Source organism: Streptomyces sediminimaris, assembly GCF_047049295.1.
Taxonomy (GTDB): domain Bacteria; phylum Actinomycetota; class Actinomycetes; order Streptomycetales; family Streptomycetaceae; genus Streptomyces; species Streptomyces sediminimaris.
This window is the reverse complement of record NZ_JBJWOT010000001.1, coordinates 6,923,087-6,940,244: the sequence shown is the minus strand read 5'-3', so window position 1 is coordinate 6,940,244 and position 17,158 is coordinate 6,923,087. Positions and strand designations below refer to the sequence as shown.

Here is a 17,158-nt window from a genome sequence, read left to right as displayed (position 1 = left end):
CCGTCCCGTCAGGCGCGTGGGGGTGCCCCGACCGGGTACCCCCACGCCCGCGCGATCTCGGCGAGCCGCGGCGGCAGTCCGGCCGTGGTGTCCGCGGAGCGGGCCGGCTGGACGCGGCCCGACCGGATGGTGCTGGACCAGTCGCCGAGCTGCGGCCGGAAGGTGCCGTGGTCCTTGGCGCCGTAGTCCAGCATGCCGCTCTCCCACTCGACGCCGAGGTACCCGCACAGGCCGCGCGTGGTCCGCTCGGGTTCGGCGGTGAGGTCCTCGTACGTCACCACGTGGGCGTCGAGCGCGTGGCGCGCCGCCTCCAGCTTCTCGCTGTAGTCGAGGACCTCGGCCAGGATGGCCTCGTGGTCGGGGTCCGTGCGGCGGTCGGTCAGGGAGGCGATGACCGCCGCCGGGTGGCGCAGCAGCAGGATGTAGCGGGCGCCCGGCCAGCACCGGCGCAGCCGCGGCCAGACGAGGGTGTTGGGCGGCGTCTTGTCGACGATGACGTCCTTGCCGCTGCGGGTCAGCTCCAGGTGCAGCACCCGGTCCCACAGCAGGTGCTCCAGTTCGTCCTTGTCGAGCCGCAGTTCCTTCATGGCGTCGGCGGTGAACTCGCGCGAGAGGTGGACGTGCAGCGTCCGCAGGTGCATCTCGTGCGGGGCGCGGATCCGGCTGTGGCTGTTCAGCAGGACGCGCAGCAGGGTCGAACCGGAGCGCACCGAGGACAGCACGAAGACCGGCGACTCCACCAGGCGCGGAGCGGGCGGGGCGGTGTAGGAGGGCACGGCGGCGCGCGGGGAGGGCACGGCGTCGAGGGTGCGGCGCGGCGGGCTGACCGCCTGGGCCATGAGCCTCCCGCGACGCCTGAGACCCCTTCGTATCGCGGACATACGACGGTCACTCACGTGGACACCTTCCTCTCGCCCCTGGGAGTCGCATCCCAGGGGTTGCGGGCGAACCACAGGTGTCGCGCGGGAGAACACGACGGGTCACGGGCGCCGTGATCGCACCCGTGACCAGCGGACTTACCGCTCTCTTAATTTTTGGTGGAAATCACGCCGCCCCGCGCCGGGCCCGGCCGTCGCCACCCGGTCATCCCCTCCGCAGCCTCAGCGTCAGGATCTGGAACGGCCGCAGCGCGACGGGGACACCGCCGTCGACGACGTCGGCGTCCTCCAGCGGGCGCTCCAGCAGGTCCGTCACCTGCGCGCCGGCCAGGGGGAAGCCGGTGCGCAGCACGCCCCGGCCGCGGCCGCCGCGCGACTCGTACAGCCGCACCACGACATCGCCGGAGGTGTCGTCGGCCAGCTTGACCGCCTCCACGGTCACGCCCTCGCCGTCCACCGAGACCACCGGCTCCGGCGCCCCCTGGGCGTCCGCGATCCGCAGCGGGAGGTTGAGGGCGTAGCCCTCGGCGACGGCGTCCTCGATGCTCGCGCCGGGCAGCAGGGAGTAGACCAGGCGGTGGCGGCCCTGGTCGGCCTCCGGGTCCGGGACGCGCGGGGCGCGGACCAGGCTGAGGCCGACCCGGGTCGTCGTGCCGCCGTCCTCGCGGACTGTGCGGGTCACGTCGTGGCCGTAGGTCGAGTCGTTGATGACCGCGACGCCGTAACCGGGTTCGGCGATGTGCACCCAGCGGTGGCCGGAGACCTCGAAACGGGCCGCCTCCCAGCTGGTGTTGGTGTGCGTGGGCCGCTGGACGTGCCCGAACTGGATCTCCGCGCTGGAGTGCGGGGCCCGGATGTCGACCGGGAAGCCCGCCTTGAGGATCTTCTCGGTCTCGTGCCAGTCGATGTCGGTGGCGAAGTCGACACGGGGGCTGCCCGCCCGCAGCGTGATCGTCTGGGTGATCTTCGAGCCCGTGCCGAAGGAACGCTCGACCCGGACCGAGCCGACCAGTGGGTCCGCCTCGGTCACGGTGACCGCCTCGGCCCGCAGCAGATCCGTGTAGCGGTTCCTGTAGTGCTTGTCGATGTCCCAGGCGTCCCAGTAGTTGGGCAGGTCGGTGTGCAGGCGCAGCAGGTTGCCCCGGCCGGCGAGGACTTCGCGGCCGGCCCGCAGGTCGAACACGGAGGCCAGGGTGCCGTCCTCGGCCACCTCGACGCGCACCAGGCCGTTGTCGAGGACACGGCCGTCGACCATCACCGGCCGCGGTGGTTCGGCTGCGGCCAGCGGCGCGCTGCCGCTCGCGGGCACGCGCACGTACGCGGGCGCGCCCCCGGGCGTACGGACCACCTCGGCTCGGGCGTACGGGCTGGTGTTGAACACCCGGGTGCCGCCCCCGCCGAGCGCGCCGATCGCCTCCGCCGTCAGCGCCTCCAGCTCCTGTGCCACGCGCGCGTACTCGGCCTCCGCCTCGCGGTGCACCCAGGCGATCGAGGAGCCCGGCAGGATGTCGTGGAACTGGTGCAGCAGCACCGTCTTCCACAGCCGGTCCAGCCGCTCGTACGGGTAGGCGTAGCCGCTCGCGTGCAGGGCCGCGGTGGTCGCCCACAGCTCGGCCTCGCGCAGCAGGTGTTCGCTGCGGCGGTTGCCCTGCTTGGTGCGGGCCTGGGAGGTGTAGGTGGCGCGGTGCAGCTCCAGGTAGAGCTCGCCGTTCCAGACCGGGGCGTCCGGGTACTCCTCGCGGGCCTTGGCGAAGAACGCGTCGGGGTGCTCGACGACGACCCTGGGCGAGCCCTCCAGGTCGGCGAGCCGGCGCGCCCGCTCCATGATCTCGCGGGTGGGGCCGCCGCCTCCGTCGCCCCAGCCGAAGGGCGCGAGCGACCGCGTACCGCCGCCCTTCTCGGCGTAGTTGCGCACCGCGCGGTCCATCTCCGCGCCGCTGAAACGGGCGTTGTAGGTGTCGATGGGCGGGAAGTGGGTGAAGATGCGGGTGCCGTCGATGCCCTCCCACCAGAAGGTGTGGTGGGGGAAGGTGTTGGTCTGGTTCCAGGAGATCTTCTGGGTGAGGAACCACTCGTTGCCGGCGAGCTTGGCCAGCTGCGGGTAGGCGGCGTTGTAGCCGAAGGAGTCCGGCAGCCAGACGCCCTTGGTCTCGATGCCGAAGTGCTCGAGGAAGAACCGCTTGCCGTGGACCAGCTGGCGGGCGATCGCCTCGCCGCCGGGCAGGTTGCCGTCGGACTCCACCCACATGCCGCCGACCGGCGCCCACTGGCCCTTGGCGACGGCCTTCTTGATCCGCTCCCACACGTGCGGATGGTTGTCGCGCACCCACTCGTACTGCTGGGCCTGGGAGCAGGCGAAGACGAAGTCCTCGTACTCGTCGGCGAGCGCGGTGACGTTGGAGAAGGTGCGGGCCGTCTTGCGCTTGGTCTCGCGGATCGGCCACAGCCAGGCGGAGTCGATGTGCGCGTGGCCGACGCCGGAGATCGTGTGCGCGCTGGCGTGGGCGGGCCTTGCCAGGACGGGCGCGAGGACCTCGCGGACGGCCGCCGCGCTGCCGGGGACGTCGTCGAGGTCGAGGGCGTCCATGGCGCGGCCGAGGGCGTGCAGGATCTCGTGGCGGCGCGGCTCGTGCTCGCCGAGGTGGGCCATGAGCTCGCGCAGCACCTGCAGGTCCAGGTCGAGGTGGAAGACCTCCTTGTCGAGGACGGCGAGGTCGGCGCGCCGGAAGGTGTACAGCGGCCGGTCGCCGGCCGTGAGCACATCCCCCAGGGGGGTGGGCACGGCGAAGTCGTCGGCCAGGATGTCGGGGTTGGAGGCGGCCTCGACCAGGTAGTGGACCTCCTCGCCGCCCGCCGCGGGGTCGGCGACCGGGACGTACTGGTTGAGCGGGTTGACCGCCTTCAGCGGCGTCCCGTCGGTGCGGTGCACCAGCGCCTCGGCCTGGTTGCCCGGCCAGTCGCCGACGAAGCCGAGGTCGATGACCGCCTCGACGCGCCGGCCGGTCCACTCGGCCGGCACCCGTCCGCGCAGCCGGAACCAGGTCGTGCCCCAGGGCGGGCCCCAGGGGGTGTCCGTCGCGAAGGGCTCGTACGTGGCGGCGGCCGCCGCCTCGAACGGGACCGGCTCGCCCGGCGCCTGCCAGGCCTCGACCGTCAGGGGGACGGTGGCCGCGTAGAGCGCGGGCTTGATGCGCTGGGTGTGCAGGCGCGCGGCGCGCTCCTCGATCAGGCGGCGTTCGTCGTGCATGGCAGGTCTCCAGGGAGAGGGCGGCGGAAGCACCGGGGAAAGCGCTTTCCAATCGGAGCTTACTTCAGGTAGGCAAGGCCGGGGTGAACGTCCGTGTAGCCCTCGACCAGGCGTCGGGCGACGGTCACGGAGTCGACCAGCGGATGCAGCGCGAACGCCTTCACCGCGGCGGCGCGGGAGCCGGACTCGGCGGCCGCCAGCACCTCGCGCTCGACCGCCTTGACCGCGCAGACCAGGCCGGTGGCATGGCCGGGCAGCGGGGCGACGGCGACCGGGTGGGCGCCGTTGGCGTCGACCAGGCACGGCACCTCGACGACGGCCTCCGAGTCGAGCACCGGCAGGGTGGCCCGGTTGCGGACGTCGAGGATCAGCGTGGTGCGCTCGTCGCGGGCGATGGCCCGCATCAGGGCCAGGGCGACCTTCTCGTAGCCGCCGGAGAGGTCCTCGGCGGCGCGTTCGCCGGCCCCCGCGGCCTCCCGGTTCTCGGCCATGTAGGTCGCCTCGCGCTCGGCGCGGGTACGGTTCCAGGCGGTCAGCGCCCGGGCGCCGGGCTCGCGCATCTCCGCGTAGAACCGCGCCTGCTGGTCGCGGAGGAAGGCGCCGCGGGTCCGCTCGGCCCGCCGGTAGGCGTGCACGGCCTCGCGGTTGAAGTAGTAGTAGTGCAGGTACTCGTTGGGGATCGCCCCGAGGGAGCGCAGCCAGTCGGCGCCGAAGAGCCTGCCCTCCTCGAAGGAGCCGAGCAGGCCGGGGTCGGCGAGCAGGCGCGGCAGTTCGTCGCGCCCGGCGATGTGCAGGCCGCGCACCCAGCCGAGGTGGTTGAGGCCGACGTAGTCGATCCACGCCTCCCGGGGGTCGCCGCCGAGCACCCGGGCGATACGGCGGCCGAGGCCGACGGGCGAGTCGCAGATGCCGATGACGCGGTCGCCGAGGTGGCGGGACATGGCCTCGGTGACCAGGCCCGCCGGGTTGGTGAAGTTGATGACCCAGGCGTCCGGCGCCAGGCGGGCCACCCGCCGGGCGATGTCGGCGGCGACCGGCACGGTGCGCAGGCCGTAGGCGATGCCGCCCGCACCGACCGTCTCCTGGCCGAGGACGCCCTCCGCCAGCGCCACCCGCTCGTCGTTCGCCCTGCCCTCCAGGCCGCCGACGCGGATCGCGCAGAAGACGAAGCCCGCGCCGCGCAGGGCCTGGTCGAGGTCGGTCGTGGCGGTCACCGCGGGGGCGTCGGGCACGTCCGCCGCCTGCTCGGCCAGCACCCGCACGACCGCGTCCAGCCGGCCGGCGTCCAGGTCGTGCAGCACCACCTCGGTGACCCGCCCCTCGGCGTGGTCCGTCAGGAGCGCCCCATACACGAGCGGCACCCGGAACCCGCCGCCGCCCAGAATCGTCAGTTTCACGACCGCACCTCTCCTGCCAGGACCGCCTCGGCACCCGCCGCCTCCGGCGAGGAGCCGGGCGCCGTGCCGACCGGACCGTCCGTCACCACCGCGTCCGGGTCCCCGGCCCCGCGGAGCCTCACGGCACCCGAACCCGTACCCGTCCCCTACCCGTACGCGTACCCGCACCCGCACCCGCACCCGCACCCGCACCCGCACCCGGGAACATCGGCCGGCCGCGAGGAGCACGATCGTCCCGCCCGCCCCGGTCGTGGCGCACGTGACCGGCACCTCGACGGCCGTCGTGTCCATCATCCGGCTTCGCCCCCGGACCGGCCCGCCCGGCGCGGCCCGCCGCCGTGATCCCGGCCCGGGGCGCGGCCGCCGGCCGGCGCGTCGGCCCGGCCGTCCCCGGCACCGTCCGGGACCTGTCCGGCCCCGGCGACGGCCTCACCGAGGTGTCCCGGAGGTGTCCCCGTCGGCGCAGGCGCGCTCGGCCGATCGGCGGGCCACGGCGCCGGCCGGCCCGGCCGCGGCAGCCCGGCCTCCCGGCGGTACCGGTCGCCGCCGGAGGCGCGCCCCCGGAAGCGGGCGGGCCCACCGCCGAACCGGGCCGCCCTCAGGGGCGGTTGCACCATCGGCACCTTCGACCGGCCGCCCGGGCCGACGCGTTCGCCTCCCCCAGGGTCCTCGGCGCCCGGGACGTGCGGGGACCCGCCGGTACGTCGAGCGGTCCCTTCCGCACAGGTCCGGAAACGGTGACCCCTGACCCGATCCGTGATTGCATGCTCACCTCATCTCCGGTGACATGGCAGGTGCCTGATGAAGCGTCAACTCGTCGCTCTGGCCGCGGTGGCCTCCGCCCTCGCCCTCAGTGCCCCGAGCGCCCTCGCGTCCGGCGAACCGCACTGGACGCCGAGCGGTACGTCGTACACCGGCACGCTGGGCGGCGGGCAGGGCCTGGCGAGCCGTGCGGACGGCTCGGTGCTGTACCGCGGCCTCACGGACATCCCGCTGGGCCTCAGAGTCAGGGGCTGGAACCACGTCGGCGACCCGGACATCGCGCGCGGGTACACCTTCGACGCCTACCAGGGCGCCGGCACCGCCACGTCGAAGATGTTCGCGGTCACCACACCGGCCGGGAAGCGCTACGAGTACGTGCACCGGCTCGACCCGGGCGAGAAGGTCAACAACTCCTTCGCGGCCGTCTCGCCCGACGCGCGGTGGCTGGTGTCGGGCGAGTGGGGCGACCAGAACCGGCTCCAGGTCTTCCCCGTTATGTTTTCCGCGGTCCTGCAAGAGGGCCGCTGGCCTCCGGGCCCGGCATGACTGTTGCCCCCTGTCGAAGGCATGACCTGGGGGGTGGTGTCACCGGGCCCGGGAGGTGCCGTCGGAGACGCTGATCAGAGGTCCGGCCACCGCCCGGTCCGGCGCAACGCCGGACAGTTCGCGGGCGGCAGGTCTGCATAACGTGGATGCGCGAGCACGACACCCGAGCCGAGGCCGGCACCGTCAACACCCCTGGGGAAGGGGCACGATGTTCGAGATCGAAGACGTGGGCGTGTTCCTGGGCCTGGACGTCGGCAAGAGTGCCCACCACGGCCACGGACTCACCCCGGCCGGGAAAAAGGTCTTCGACAAACCGCTGCCCAACAGCGAGCCCAAGTTGCGGGCCGTCTTCGCCAAGCTGCGCGAAAAGTTCGGCACCGTCCTGGTGATCGTGGACCAGCCCGCCTCCATCGGCGCCCTGCCACTGACCGTCGCCCGCGACGCCGGCTGCCAGGTCGCCTACCTGCCCGGACTCGCGATGCGCCGGATCGCCGACCTCTACCCCGGCGAGGCCAAGACCGACGCCAAGGACGCCGCCGTCATCGCGGACGCCGCACGGACGATGCCGCACACCCTGCGCTCGCTGGAACTGACCGACGAGATCACCGCCGAACTCACGGTCCTCGTGGGCTTCGACCAGGATCTCGCGGCCGAGGCCACCCGCACGTCCAACCGGATACGCGGCCTGCTCACTCAGTTCCACCCGTCGCTGGAGCGCGTTCTGGGTCCCCGCCTCGACCACCAGGCCGTGACCTGGCTGCTGGAGCGCTACGGCTCCCCGTCCGCCCTGCGCAAGGCCGGCCGCCGCAGACTCGTGGAGCTGATCCGCCCGAAAGCCCCCCGCATGGCCCAGCGGCTGATCGACGACGTCTTCGACGCACTCGACGAGCAGACCGTCGTCGTCCCCGGCACCGGCACCCTCGACATCGTCATTCCCTCCCTGGCCGCATCCCTGGCCGCCGTCCACACCCATCGCCGGGCGATGGAAGCCCAGATCAACGCCCTGCTGGAGACTCACCCTCTTTCCCCGGTCCTGACGTCGATGCCCGGCGTCGGCGTCAGGACCGCCGCCGTCCTGCTGGTCACCGTCGGCGACGGCACCAGCTTCCCCACCGCCGCCCACCTCGCCTCCTACGCCGGCCTCGCCCCCACCACGAAGCAGTCCGGGACCTCGATCCACGGCGAACACGCACCCCGAGGCGGAAACCGGCAGCTCAAACGGGCGATGTTCCTCTCCGCCTTCGCCTGCATGAACGCTGACCCCGCCTCCCGCACCTACTACGACCGCCAGCGAGCACGCGGCAAGACCCACACCCAGGCCCTCCTCCGCCTGGCCCGTCAACGCATCAGCGTCCTGTTCGCCATGCTCCGCGACGGCACCTTCTACGAATCCCGGACACCGAAAGGCGTCGAGCTCGCCGCGTAACCTCAGCAACCCCGAACCACCCCAAACCCGACAGGAGTGCCTTGACGAAAGACATAGAGGCACCCCCCTGCTCAACCCGTCCACGCCGCGGCGGGGCGGCGAACTCCCGGAGACCCGGCAGATCACCCTGGACCGGCCGGTGCGCGACATCCAGGGCTGCGACTTCGTGACGGACACCCGCCTGGTCTGCGCCTCGGACGACGCGTCGGGCAGGCTCTTCCCGGAAAGCCGCCCCCTCCTCCAGGTCGACCTCCCGCACAAACTGGACGGGCAGCCGGTGACCGGCTCCGTGACGGCCCTGTTCGGCCTGCCGCAGCGCAGCGTCTGCACGAACGGCTCGTTCGAGGCGGAGGGAGTCGACTACGACGTGCGCACCGGCACACTGCGGGCCGAGGTCGTCCCGCCGGGGGTGTGCGCGCTGGTGACGGCCGTCCACGCGTACCGGCGGACGACGAGCTGATCGAGAACGACGTACGGTGGCCGCATGACAGGTGAGGAGTCGTTGCGGCCCCAGTCCCTCCTGCTGACGTTCCTGGGCGACCAGGTCCTCGGGCGGGACGTCTGTGTGTACTCGGGCAGCGTGATCGACGTGTTCGAGCGTGCCGGGGTGGGCGAGCAGGCGACCCGTTCGACCCTGACCCGGATGGTCAACCGGGGGCTGCTGCGCCGCCAGCGCGAGGGCCGCCGGATGTACTTCGGCCTGACCGAGCACTCGAGGGCCGTCCTGCACGACGGGGAACGGCGCATCTGGCACACCGGCGCGGTCAACCGCGACTGGGACGGCACCTGGACCCTGCTCGGCTTCTCGCTCCCCGAGTCCTGGCAGCGGCAGCGGCACGACCTGCGCTCCAAGCTCACCTGGAGCGGCTTCGGACCGCTGTTCAGCGGGCTCTGGATCGCGCCGGGCGAGACCGACGTGGCGGAGCTGGTGTCCGAACTGGGCCTGTCCGCCCATGTGAAGGTCTTCCGCGCCCACGCCGACGCCGGCATGGACATCGGCGCGATGATCGAGGAGACCTGGGAGCTGTCCGAACTGGCCGCGCGCTACGAGGAGTTCGCGCAGCGCTGGGAGGGCCGGGAGAGCCCGCTGCCGGACCCCGAGGACGCCCTCGTGCTGCGGCTGCGGCTGCACGCCGAGTGGCTGGGCATCATCCGCGGCGACCCGCGCCTGCCGGTCAAGCACCTGCCGGACGACTGGCCGGCGGAGCGGGCCGAGAAGACGTTCCGGACGGTGCACGACCGCCTCACCCCGCTCGCGCGCGAGGCATCGGAGCGCCTTCTCGACCTGGTGCCGGTCCGCCCCGATCAGGCGTAGAGACCACGAGAGGCCACGAGAACCGGGAGAGACCCGGCGCAGAGATCAGCCGCAGGGTCAGGCGTAGAAGCGGGACAGGCTGCTCAGCACGGCCGCCGGCTTGGTGCCGCCCTCGATCTCGATCGCGCCCTCCACGGTGATCTGCGCCCCGCCCGGCACCTCCTCGACCTCGGCGAGCCGGGCGGCGAGACGGATGCGGGAGCCGACCTTGACCGGTGCGGGGAAACGCACCTTGTTCAGGCCGTAGTTGACCTTCGTCGTCACGCCCTGGACGTCGAGCAGCTCGGTGAACAGGGGGATGAAGAGGGAGAGGGTCAGATAGCCGTGCGCGATGGGTGCGCCGAACGGGCCCTCCTTCGCCCGCTCGGGGTCCACGTGGATCCACTGGTGGTCGCCGGTGGCGTCGGCGAAGGTGTCGACGCGCTGCTGGGTGACCTCGATCCACTCACTGGTGCCGAGGTCGCTGCCGGCCAGCTTCTTCAGTTCCTCGATGCCGTTGACGGTGACGCTCATGAGCAGCCTTGTTCCTTAGGGGAGTCGGGGGTTCCGTAGCGCTTGCGCACCCGGGACTTCAGGAGCTTGCCGGAGGCGGTGCGCGGGAGTTCGTCCGCGAGCACCACGGATTTGGGGATCTTGTACTTGGCGAGCCGGCCGGAGAGGGAGGCCAGCACCTCGTCGGGGTCGAGCACGGCGCCCTCGCGCGGTACGACGACCGCGCGCGGCACCTCGCCCCACTTGTCGTCCGGCACGCCGATGACCGCGCACTCGACGATGTCGGGGTGGCGGAGCAGCAGGTCCTCGACCTCGGCGGGGTAGACGTTCTCACCACCCGAGATGGTCATGTCCTTGATGCGGTCGACGATGTGGACGTAGCCGTCCTCGTCGACCCGGGCCGCGTCCCCGCTGCGGAACCAGCCGTCGGTGAAGGAGCGAGCCGTCTCCTCGGGCAGGCCCCAGTAGCCGGGCATGACGTGCGGGCCGCGGACCACGACCTCCCCGGTCTCGCCGACGTCGACCGGGGTGAGGTCGGGCCGTACGACGCGGACGTCGCTGAAGAAGTGCGGGACCCCGGCCGAACCCGCCTTGTCGACCGCGTGCTCGGCGTCCAGGAAGAGCGTGCCGGGGGACGCCTCGGTCATGCCGTAGCCCTGGAGGAAGGTCAGGCCCCGCTTCTGGTAGGCGGCGATCAGCGGCGTGGACACCGGGGAGCCGCCGCAGGTGAGGACGCGCAGGGAGGACAGGTCCGCGTCCGGCCAGCGCGGGTGCCTGGCCACCTGCTCGAACATCGTCGGCACCCCGAACATGAAGGTGATCCGGTGCCGTTCGATCATGTCGAGGGTCGCCCCCGGGTCGAAGGCCTCCACCAGGACGCAGGTACCGCCCTTCAGCAGCACCGGCAGCGTCAGCATGTTCAGACCGGCCGTGTGGAACAACGGCGCGGAGACCAGGGCCCGTTCACCGGCGATCAGATCGGTGTCGACGAGGACGTTGAGGGCGTTCCAGGTGAGATTGCCGTGGGTGAGCATCGCCCCCTTGGGCCGGCCGGTCGTCCCCGAGGTGTACATGATCACGCAGGTGTCGTCGGGGGTGACCGGCTCGTCGATCGGGTCGTCGGCGGCCGCGGCCGTCAACGCGTCGTACTCGGCGCCGACTTCGACGTACACCCGTACGTCGGTGCCGCCCGGCAGACCGGCGACGAGGCCGGCGTGCGAGGGGGCGTGGACGAGGGCCCTCGCCCCCGAGTCGGAGAGCTGGAAGGCGATCTCCGGGCCCGCGAGCCGGGTGTTGAGCGGGACGAAGACGGCGCCGAGCGTGCCCGCGGCGAACAGCGTCTCCAGGTAGGAGGGGTGGTTGGGACCGAGATAGGCGATGCGGTCGCCACGCCGGACGCCGCGGGCGCGCAGCGCGTGGGCGAGGCGGGTGGCACGGTCGTACAGCTGCGCGTACGTGAACGAGGTGCCGCCGTGGACCAGGGCGGTACGGTGCGGGGTCTTGCGGGCCCGGCGTGCGGGCCACGACCCCAGTCCCTCATTGCGCATCTACGGCCCCTTACGGCTTGGCCAGCCCGAGCAGCCGGGCGGCGTTCTCCTTGAGGATCTTCGGCCTGACCTCGTCCTTGATCGACAGCTTCGCGAAGTCGGCGAGCCATCGGTCGGGGGTGAGGACGGGGAAGTCGGAGCCGAAGAGGACCTTGTCCTTGAGCAGCGTGTTGGCGTACTGCACGAGCTGCGGCGGAAAGTACTTCGGCGACCAGCCGGACAGGTCGATGTGCACGCCCGGCTTGTGGGTGGCGACGGCGAGCGCCTCGTCCTGCCAGGGGAAGGACGGATGCGCCAGGATGATCTTCAGATGCGGGAAGTCGGCGGCGACGTCGTCGACGTGCAGCGGGTTGGAGTACTTCAGCCGGATGCCACCACCGCCGGGGACGCCGGCGCCGATGCCGGTCTGGCCGGTGTGGAAGAGGGCGATGGCGCCGGTCTCCTCGATGACCTCGTAGAGGTCGTAGGCCACCGAGCGGTCGTTGGGGAAGAAGCCCTGGATGCTGGGGTGGAACTTGAAGCCCTTCACCCCGTACTCCTCGACCAGGCGGCGGGCCTGCCGGACGCCCGCCCTGCCGCGGAAGGGGTCGATGGAGGCGAAGGGGATGAGGACGTCGGGGTTGGCGGCGGCGGCCTCGGCGACCTCCTCGTTCGGCACGGGCGGGGTGCCGGTCGCCGACTCGGCGTCCACCGTGAAGATGACGGCGGCCATCTTCCGCTCACGGTAGTGGGCGGCCGTCTCCTCCAGGGTGGGCTTGCGTTTGCCCTCGACCTTGAAGTAGGCGGAGGAGGCCTCGTGCAGGTCGTCGTCCAGGGAGGAGTGGCCGCCCCGGGAGGAGACCTCCGCGTGGGTGTGGACGTCGATCGCGACCAGGTCGTCGAGGTTCATGGAAGGGAGCGCGGACGGGTTCGTGGCGGGGGTTGCGGACGGGTTCGTGGCGGGGGTCGCTGACGGGTTCGTGGCGGGGGTCGCTGACGGGTTCGTGGCGGGGGTCGCTGACGGGTTCGTGGCGGGGGTCGCTGACGGGTTCGTGGCGGGGGTCGCTGACGGGTTCGTGGCGGGGGTCACGGACGGGTTCGTGGAGGGGTTTGCGGGGGGAGCCATCACGCCTCCGGGAGCTTGGGCGCCGGGATGCCGACCGACTGGAGCTCGGCGCCCACGGACGTCGGGAAGACGTCGGCCAGCGTCTCGGGCGTCCAGCCGCCGTCGGCGTAGGCCGCCCTGATCTCCTGCGGATGCGACCAGAGTGCCACCTTGTCGCCGCCGATGCCGATGGCCTGGCCGGTGATCCGGCGGGCGGCCTCGGAGGCGAGGAAGGGCACCAGGGCGGCGCAGTCCTCGGGGGTGCCGAAGCCCTCGCCCTTGCGCAGGAAGGCCGGGAGCGGTTCGCCGTTCCTCATCGCCTCGATGTACGGGGCGAAGGCGGGGATGGTCTCGGTCATCGCGGTCGCGGCGACCGGCACGATCGCGTTCACGGTGATGTCCGCGCGGCCCAGCTCCATCGACCAGGTGCGGGCCATGGCGGCGATGCCGGCCTTGGCGGCGGCGTAGTTGGTCTGGCCGAAGTTGCCGCGCTGGCCGGCCGGGGAGCCGACCAGGATCAGCGTGCCGCCCTCGCCCTGCTCGCGCATGCGGACGGCAGCGGCGCGGGCGCAGGTGAAGGTGCCCTTGAGGTGAGTGGTGAGCACCGCGTCGAAGTCGTCGTCGGTCATCTTCCACAGCACCTTGTCGCGCAGGATGCCGGCGTTGGTGACCAGGACGTCGAGCCGCCCGAACTCCGTCACCGCGCGGTTGACCAGCCGGTCGGCGGCCTCGCTCGTCCCGACCGGGACCACCTCGGCGACGGCCCTGCCGCCCGCCTCGGTGATGGATTTCACGGCCGCCTCCGCCACGGCCTCGTCCACGTCGTTGACGACCACGGACGCGCCGTGGGCGGCCAGGGCGTGGGCATAGGCCAGGCCGAGGCCGCGGCCGCTGCCGGTGACGACGGCGGCCTTGCCGGTGAGATCGATGCTGGGCACGGGTGGGTCCCTCCACTTCGGCTCTTGTGGTGCGGCGGCTGCGATCGCTCTTCCGAGCACGGCCGCGAGATCGAAGCTAAGAGCAATAATTGTTGACGTCAATAGTTGTTGGCGACCCACGGGTGGGACATGCTGGAATCTCCACCACCCGCCCAATCCACCGAGCCCACCGAATCCGCCAAATCCACCGAGGCCATTGAGTCCGCCGAGCCCATTGAGTCCATCAAGTCCGCCGAACCCAGGGAGCCCGCCATCACACGCCAGCACGCCACCCCACAGCCCATCGACGCGGACGAGCCGTGGATGCGCGGGCTCCACGCGGACGCGGGCTACCTCCTGTACCGCCTGGGCCTGCGCTCCGGTCAGCTGTTCAACACGTTCCTGCAGGAGTCGGGGCTGCGCCTGCGCCACTACGCGGTCCTGCGCTTCCTCGCCACCTGCGAGGGCGCGCCGCAGCGCGAGCTGAGCGCCCGGCTCGGCTACGACCCGAGCGCGATCGTCGGCCTGGTCGACGACCTGGAGAAGCTCGACTTCGCCGAGCGGCGCCCCTCACCGGACGACCGCCGCAGCCGCATCGTCGCCCTCACCGGCGAGGGCCGCGCCTTCCTGCGCGACACCGACGAGGCGGGCCTGCGCGTGACGAACGAACTGCTGGGCCCGCTCGACCCGGCCGAGCGCGAGGCGCTGCACGCCCTGCTGCTGCGGATCGCGGAGGACGGACTGGGCTGATGTCGCGCATCGCGGAGGACAGGCCGACCGATGCCTGCGTCGCGGAGGACAGGCCGAGCGGTGCGCTGCGTCGCGGAGGACGGGCCAACCAATGTCCTGCGTCGCGGAGGACGGGCCGAGCAATGCCTTGCATCGCGGAGGACAAGCTGAGCCGATGCCCTGCGCCGCGAAGGACAAGCCGAGCAATATCCTGCGTCGCGGAGGACAGGCCGAGCGGTGCGCTGCGTCGCGGAGGGCAGGCCGAGCGGTGCGCTGCGTCGCGGAGGACGGGCCGACCAATGTCCTGCGTCGCGGAGGACGGGCCGAGCAACGCCTTGCATCGCGGAGGACAAGCTGAGCCGATGTTGTGCATCAGATTGACGGCAGATGTATGAATGCATAACTTCACCGGGGTTTCGTCCCGCACTCCCCCACCGGAAGGGACCCCCGTTGAAGACGCGCACCTGCCTCGCCGCACTCACCCTCGCCCTGAGCGCGGCCACCGCCCTGCCCGCGCACGCCGCCACCGACGCGCACCTCGAGGGCCACCTCCCCTCGGGCGCCACGTACCTGATGGACGTACCCGCCGGCTGGAACGGCACCGTGCTCCTCTACAGCCACGGCTACACCCCCGCCGGAGTCCCCAACCCGGCCCGGAACACCCCCGGTCCGGACTCCCGGACCAAGCTGCTGGCCGAGGGATACGCGCTCATCGGCTCCTCGTACGCCACGACCGGCTGGGCGGTGACGGACGCCGTGCCCGACCAGCTCGCCACCCTGGACCTGTTCACCCGGAGGTTCGGCCCGGCCCGGCGCACGCTCGCCTGGGGCACCTCCTACGGCGGCCTGGTCACCACGACCCTCGCCGAGCGGCATGCCGCCCGCTTCGACGGGTCGCTGTCGATGTGCGGTCTGGTCCAGGGCGGCATCGCCAACTGGAACAGCACGCTGGACCCGGCCTTCGCCCTCCGCACGCTGCTCGCGCCCGGCGCGGACATCCCGCTCACCGGCTTCGCCGACCAGTCGGCCGCCACCGCCGCCGCGCGGGCGCTCGGCTCGAAGGTCACCGAGGCCCAGCAGACCGCACCGGGCCGCGCCCGGATCGCGCTCGCCGCCGCCCTGCACGACATCCCCGGCTACAACGACCCCGCGCAGACCGAGCCGGGCCCGAGGGACTGGGACGGACAGGAGGCCAACCAGTACGCGGCCGTCACCGGGCTGGTGCGGCTGCCCGCGTTCAGCTGGCGGCAGGAGGCCGAGAGCCGGGCCGGCGGCAGCATGTCCTGGAACACCGGCGTCGACTACACCGTGATGCTGAGCCGGTCCCCGCTGTACAAAGAGGTGAAGGAGCTCTACAAGGAGGCGGGACTGTCCTTGCGCACCGACCTCACCGCCCTGAACCGCGCACCCCGGATCGGGGCCGACCCCGCGGCCGTCCGGTGGATGCGGCGCACCAGTGTCTTCACCGGCCGGCTCACCGACCCCCAGCTCGATATCCACACCACCGGCGACGGCCTGATCCCCGTCCCGGCCGAGAGCGCCTATCGCCGGGCCGCCACCGCGGCCGGCTCCGGCGCGCTGCTCAGCCAGGCCTACGTGGACGGGCCCGGCCACTGCGCCTTCACCACCGGTGAGATGCTCGGCGCGCTGCACGCCCTCGAGCACCGCCTCGACACGGGCCGCTGGGACACCTCACCCGCCACCCTCAACTCCCGTGCGCGCCGGGAGGATCCGGCGACCGCACCGCGCTACGTCGGCTACCGTCCCGCCGCCTATCCCCGCCCGTACGACCTCGCCCACCCGGGAGACACCCGGCCATGACCGCCCCCACCGCGCCCGACCGGCTGCTGTCCGTGCTCGCCGCCTTCGACCACGAGCACCCGGCACTGTCCCTGACGGACATCAGCCGGCGGGCCGGGCTGACCCTCACCACGGCGCACCGGCTGGTGGGCGCCCTCACCGACTGGGGCGCCCTGGAGCGGGACGAGGCGGGCGTCTACCACGTCGGGCTCAGGCTGTGGGAGATCGCGGCGCTCGCCCCGCGCGGGCTCGCCCTGCGGCAGATCGCGCTGCCCTATCTGGAGGACCTGTACGAGGCGACCCATGAGAACGTGCAACTGGCGGTGCAGGACGGCGTGGAGGTCGTCTACACCGAGTGGATCTCGGGCCGTTCCGCGGTCGGGGTGCACATCCGCGTCGGCGCCCGCTGGCCGCTGCACGCCACCGGGGTGGGGCTCGTGCTGCTGGCACACGGCGACCCGGAGTTCCAGGAGCGGTACTGCGCGGGCACGCTCGCGTCCTTCACGCCGTACACCATCACCGACCCGGCGCGGCTGCGCCGGGTGCTGGCCGAGGTGCGGCACACCGGGGTCGCGGTCAGCAGCCGCCAGGTGACCGACGACGCCCTGTCGGTGGCCGCCCCGGTGCGCGGGCGGGACGGCACGGTGGCCGCCGCCGTGTCGGTGGTGGTACCGCAGACCGACGCACAGGTACCGGTACTGGCGCCCACGGTAAGGCTCGCGGCGCTCGGCATCTCGCGGGCCATGGGGTGGCGGCCGGCGAAGGAGCCGTAGGGCGTCGTTCGGGCCGGATCAGCAGTTGCCGTGCACCGACGTGCCGGCGGTCCGGCCGGCGAACCAGTTCACCGAATCCCTGATCGACTGCCGGTCTCCGTTGAGGTGGCCACCGACGTCCACGGGTGGCGATCCCCACGTCACAGAACGCCCGTCGTCCGCTCTGGGGGCTGCCGGAATCGGCTCGTCGAGGAGTCCGCAGTGGTGCGGGAAGGGGAAACGGAACTCGTGGCGCCCCGCATCCG

Annotated in this window: 12 protein-coding genes and 2 pseudogenes; 7 read left to right on the top strand and 7 right to left on the bottom strand. The window is 72.4% G+C overall.

Annotated elements, in window-relative coordinates; translation table 11 throughout:
- Positions 1-8: 8 nt before the first annotated feature.
- From ACJ9NR_RS31755 to ACJ9NR_RS31745, 3 genes are all read right to left on the bottom strand, one after another.
- Entirely contained in the window at positions 9-839 is an 831-nt protein-coding gene (locus ACJ9NR_RS31755) for a sulfotransferase family protein (protein WP_412491283.1), read from the bottom strand.
- A 244-nt stretch (positions 840-1,083) separates the two neighbouring features.
- The gene (locus ACJ9NR_RS31750) at positions 1,084-4,125 is read right to left on the bottom strand and encodes an alpha-mannosidase (protein ID WP_412491284.1); all 3,042 of its coding nucleotides are present in this window, start codon (positions 4,123-4,125) and stop codon (positions 1,084-1,086) included.
- Positions 4,126-4,184: 59 nt separating this feature from the next.
- Positions 4,185-5,522, bottom strand: coding sequence for a 6-phospho-beta-glucosidase (locus ACJ9NR_RS31745; RefSeq protein ID WP_412491285.1), 1,338 nt, complete (start codon positions 5,520-5,522; stop codon positions 4,185-4,187).
- Positions 5,523-6,323: 801 nt separating this feature from the next.
- Between ACJ9NR_RS31745 and ACJ9NR_RS31740 the strand changes: the two are divergent.
- From ACJ9NR_RS31740 to ACJ9NR_RS31725, 4 genes and pseudogenes are all read left to right on the top strand, one after another.
- Positions 6,324-6,776, top strand: a pseudogene (locus tag ACJ9NR_RS31740) (hypothetical protein); the annotation flags it as partial.
- A 262-nt stretch (positions 6,777-7,038) separates the two neighbouring features.
- A complete protein-coding gene (locus ACJ9NR_RS31735) occupies positions 7,039-8,256 on the top strand; it encodes an IS110 family RNA-guided transposase (RefSeq protein WP_412487501.1) in 1,218 nt (405 codons plus the stop codon).
- A 64-nt stretch (positions 8,257-8,320) separates the two neighbouring features.
- Positions 8,321-8,716 (top strand): annotated as a pseudogene (locus ACJ9NR_RS31730) (hypothetical protein); the annotation flags it as partial.
- Positions 8,717-8,740: 24 nt separating this feature from the next.
- On the top strand, positions 8,741-9,571 hold the full coding sequence (locus ACJ9NR_RS31725; RefSeq protein ID WP_412491286.1) for a PaaX family transcriptional regulator: 831 nt from the start codon (positions 8,741-8,743) through the stop codon (positions 9,569-9,571).
- A gap of 57 nt (positions 9,572-9,628) precedes the next feature.
- Here ACJ9NR_RS31725 and ACJ9NR_RS31720 read toward each other — a convergent pair whose 3' ends face one another.
- From ACJ9NR_RS31720 to ACJ9NR_RS31705, 4 genes are all read right to left on the bottom strand, one after another.
- Entirely contained in the window at positions 9,629-10,084 is a 456-nt protein-coding gene (locus ACJ9NR_RS31720; RefSeq protein ID WP_412491287.1) for a MaoC family dehydratase, read from the bottom strand.
- Entirely contained in the window at positions 10,081-11,610 is a 1,530-nt protein-coding gene (locus tag ACJ9NR_RS31715) for an acyl-CoA synthetase (protein WP_412491288.1), read from the bottom strand. The genes ACJ9NR_RS31720 and ACJ9NR_RS31715 overlap by 4 nt, the downstream gene beginning before the upstream one ends.
- A 10-nt stretch (positions 11,611-11,620) precedes the next feature.
- Positions 11,621-12,499, bottom strand: a complete 879-nt coding sequence (locus tag ACJ9NR_RS31710) for an amidohydrolase family protein (protein WP_412491289.1) — start codon at positions 12,497-12,499, stop codon at positions 11,621-11,623.
- 215 nt (positions 12,500-12,714) lie between these two features.
- Complete coding sequence (locus ACJ9NR_RS31705; protein WP_412491290.1) at positions 12,715-13,632, bottom strand: SDR family NAD(P)-dependent oxidoreductase; 918 nt, start codon at positions 13,630-13,632, stop codon at positions 12,715-12,717.
- Between the two features lie 303 nt (positions 13,633-13,935).
- On the opposite strand from ACJ9NR_RS31705, the gene ACJ9NR_RS31700 reads away from it, so the two are divergent.
- The 3 genes from ACJ9NR_RS31700 (at position 13,936) to ACJ9NR_RS31690 (ending at position 16,913) form a co-directional block, all read left to right on the top strand.
- Positions 13,936-14,361 (top strand): MarR family winged helix-turn-helix transcriptional regulator, encoded by a 426-nt coding sequence (locus ACJ9NR_RS31700; RefSeq protein ID WP_412491863.1) that lies wholly within the window; start codon positions 13,936-13,938, stop codon positions 14,359-14,361.
- Between the two features lie 429 nt (positions 14,362-14,790).
- The gene (locus ACJ9NR_RS31695; RefSeq protein ID WP_412491291.1) at positions 14,791-16,161 is read left to right on the top strand and encodes an alpha/beta hydrolase family protein; all 1,371 of its coding nucleotides are present in this window, start codon (positions 14,791-14,793) and stop codon (positions 16,159-16,161) included.
- Positions 16,158-16,913: an IclR family transcriptional regulator gene (locus ACJ9NR_RS31690; RefSeq protein WP_412491292.1), complete on the top strand. Its 756-nt coding sequence runs from the start codon at positions 16,158-16,160 to the stop codon at positions 16,911-16,913. Before ACJ9NR_RS31695 ends, ACJ9NR_RS31690 begins: the two co-directional genes overlap by 4 nt.
- Positions 16,914-17,158: the final 245 nt, after the last annotated feature.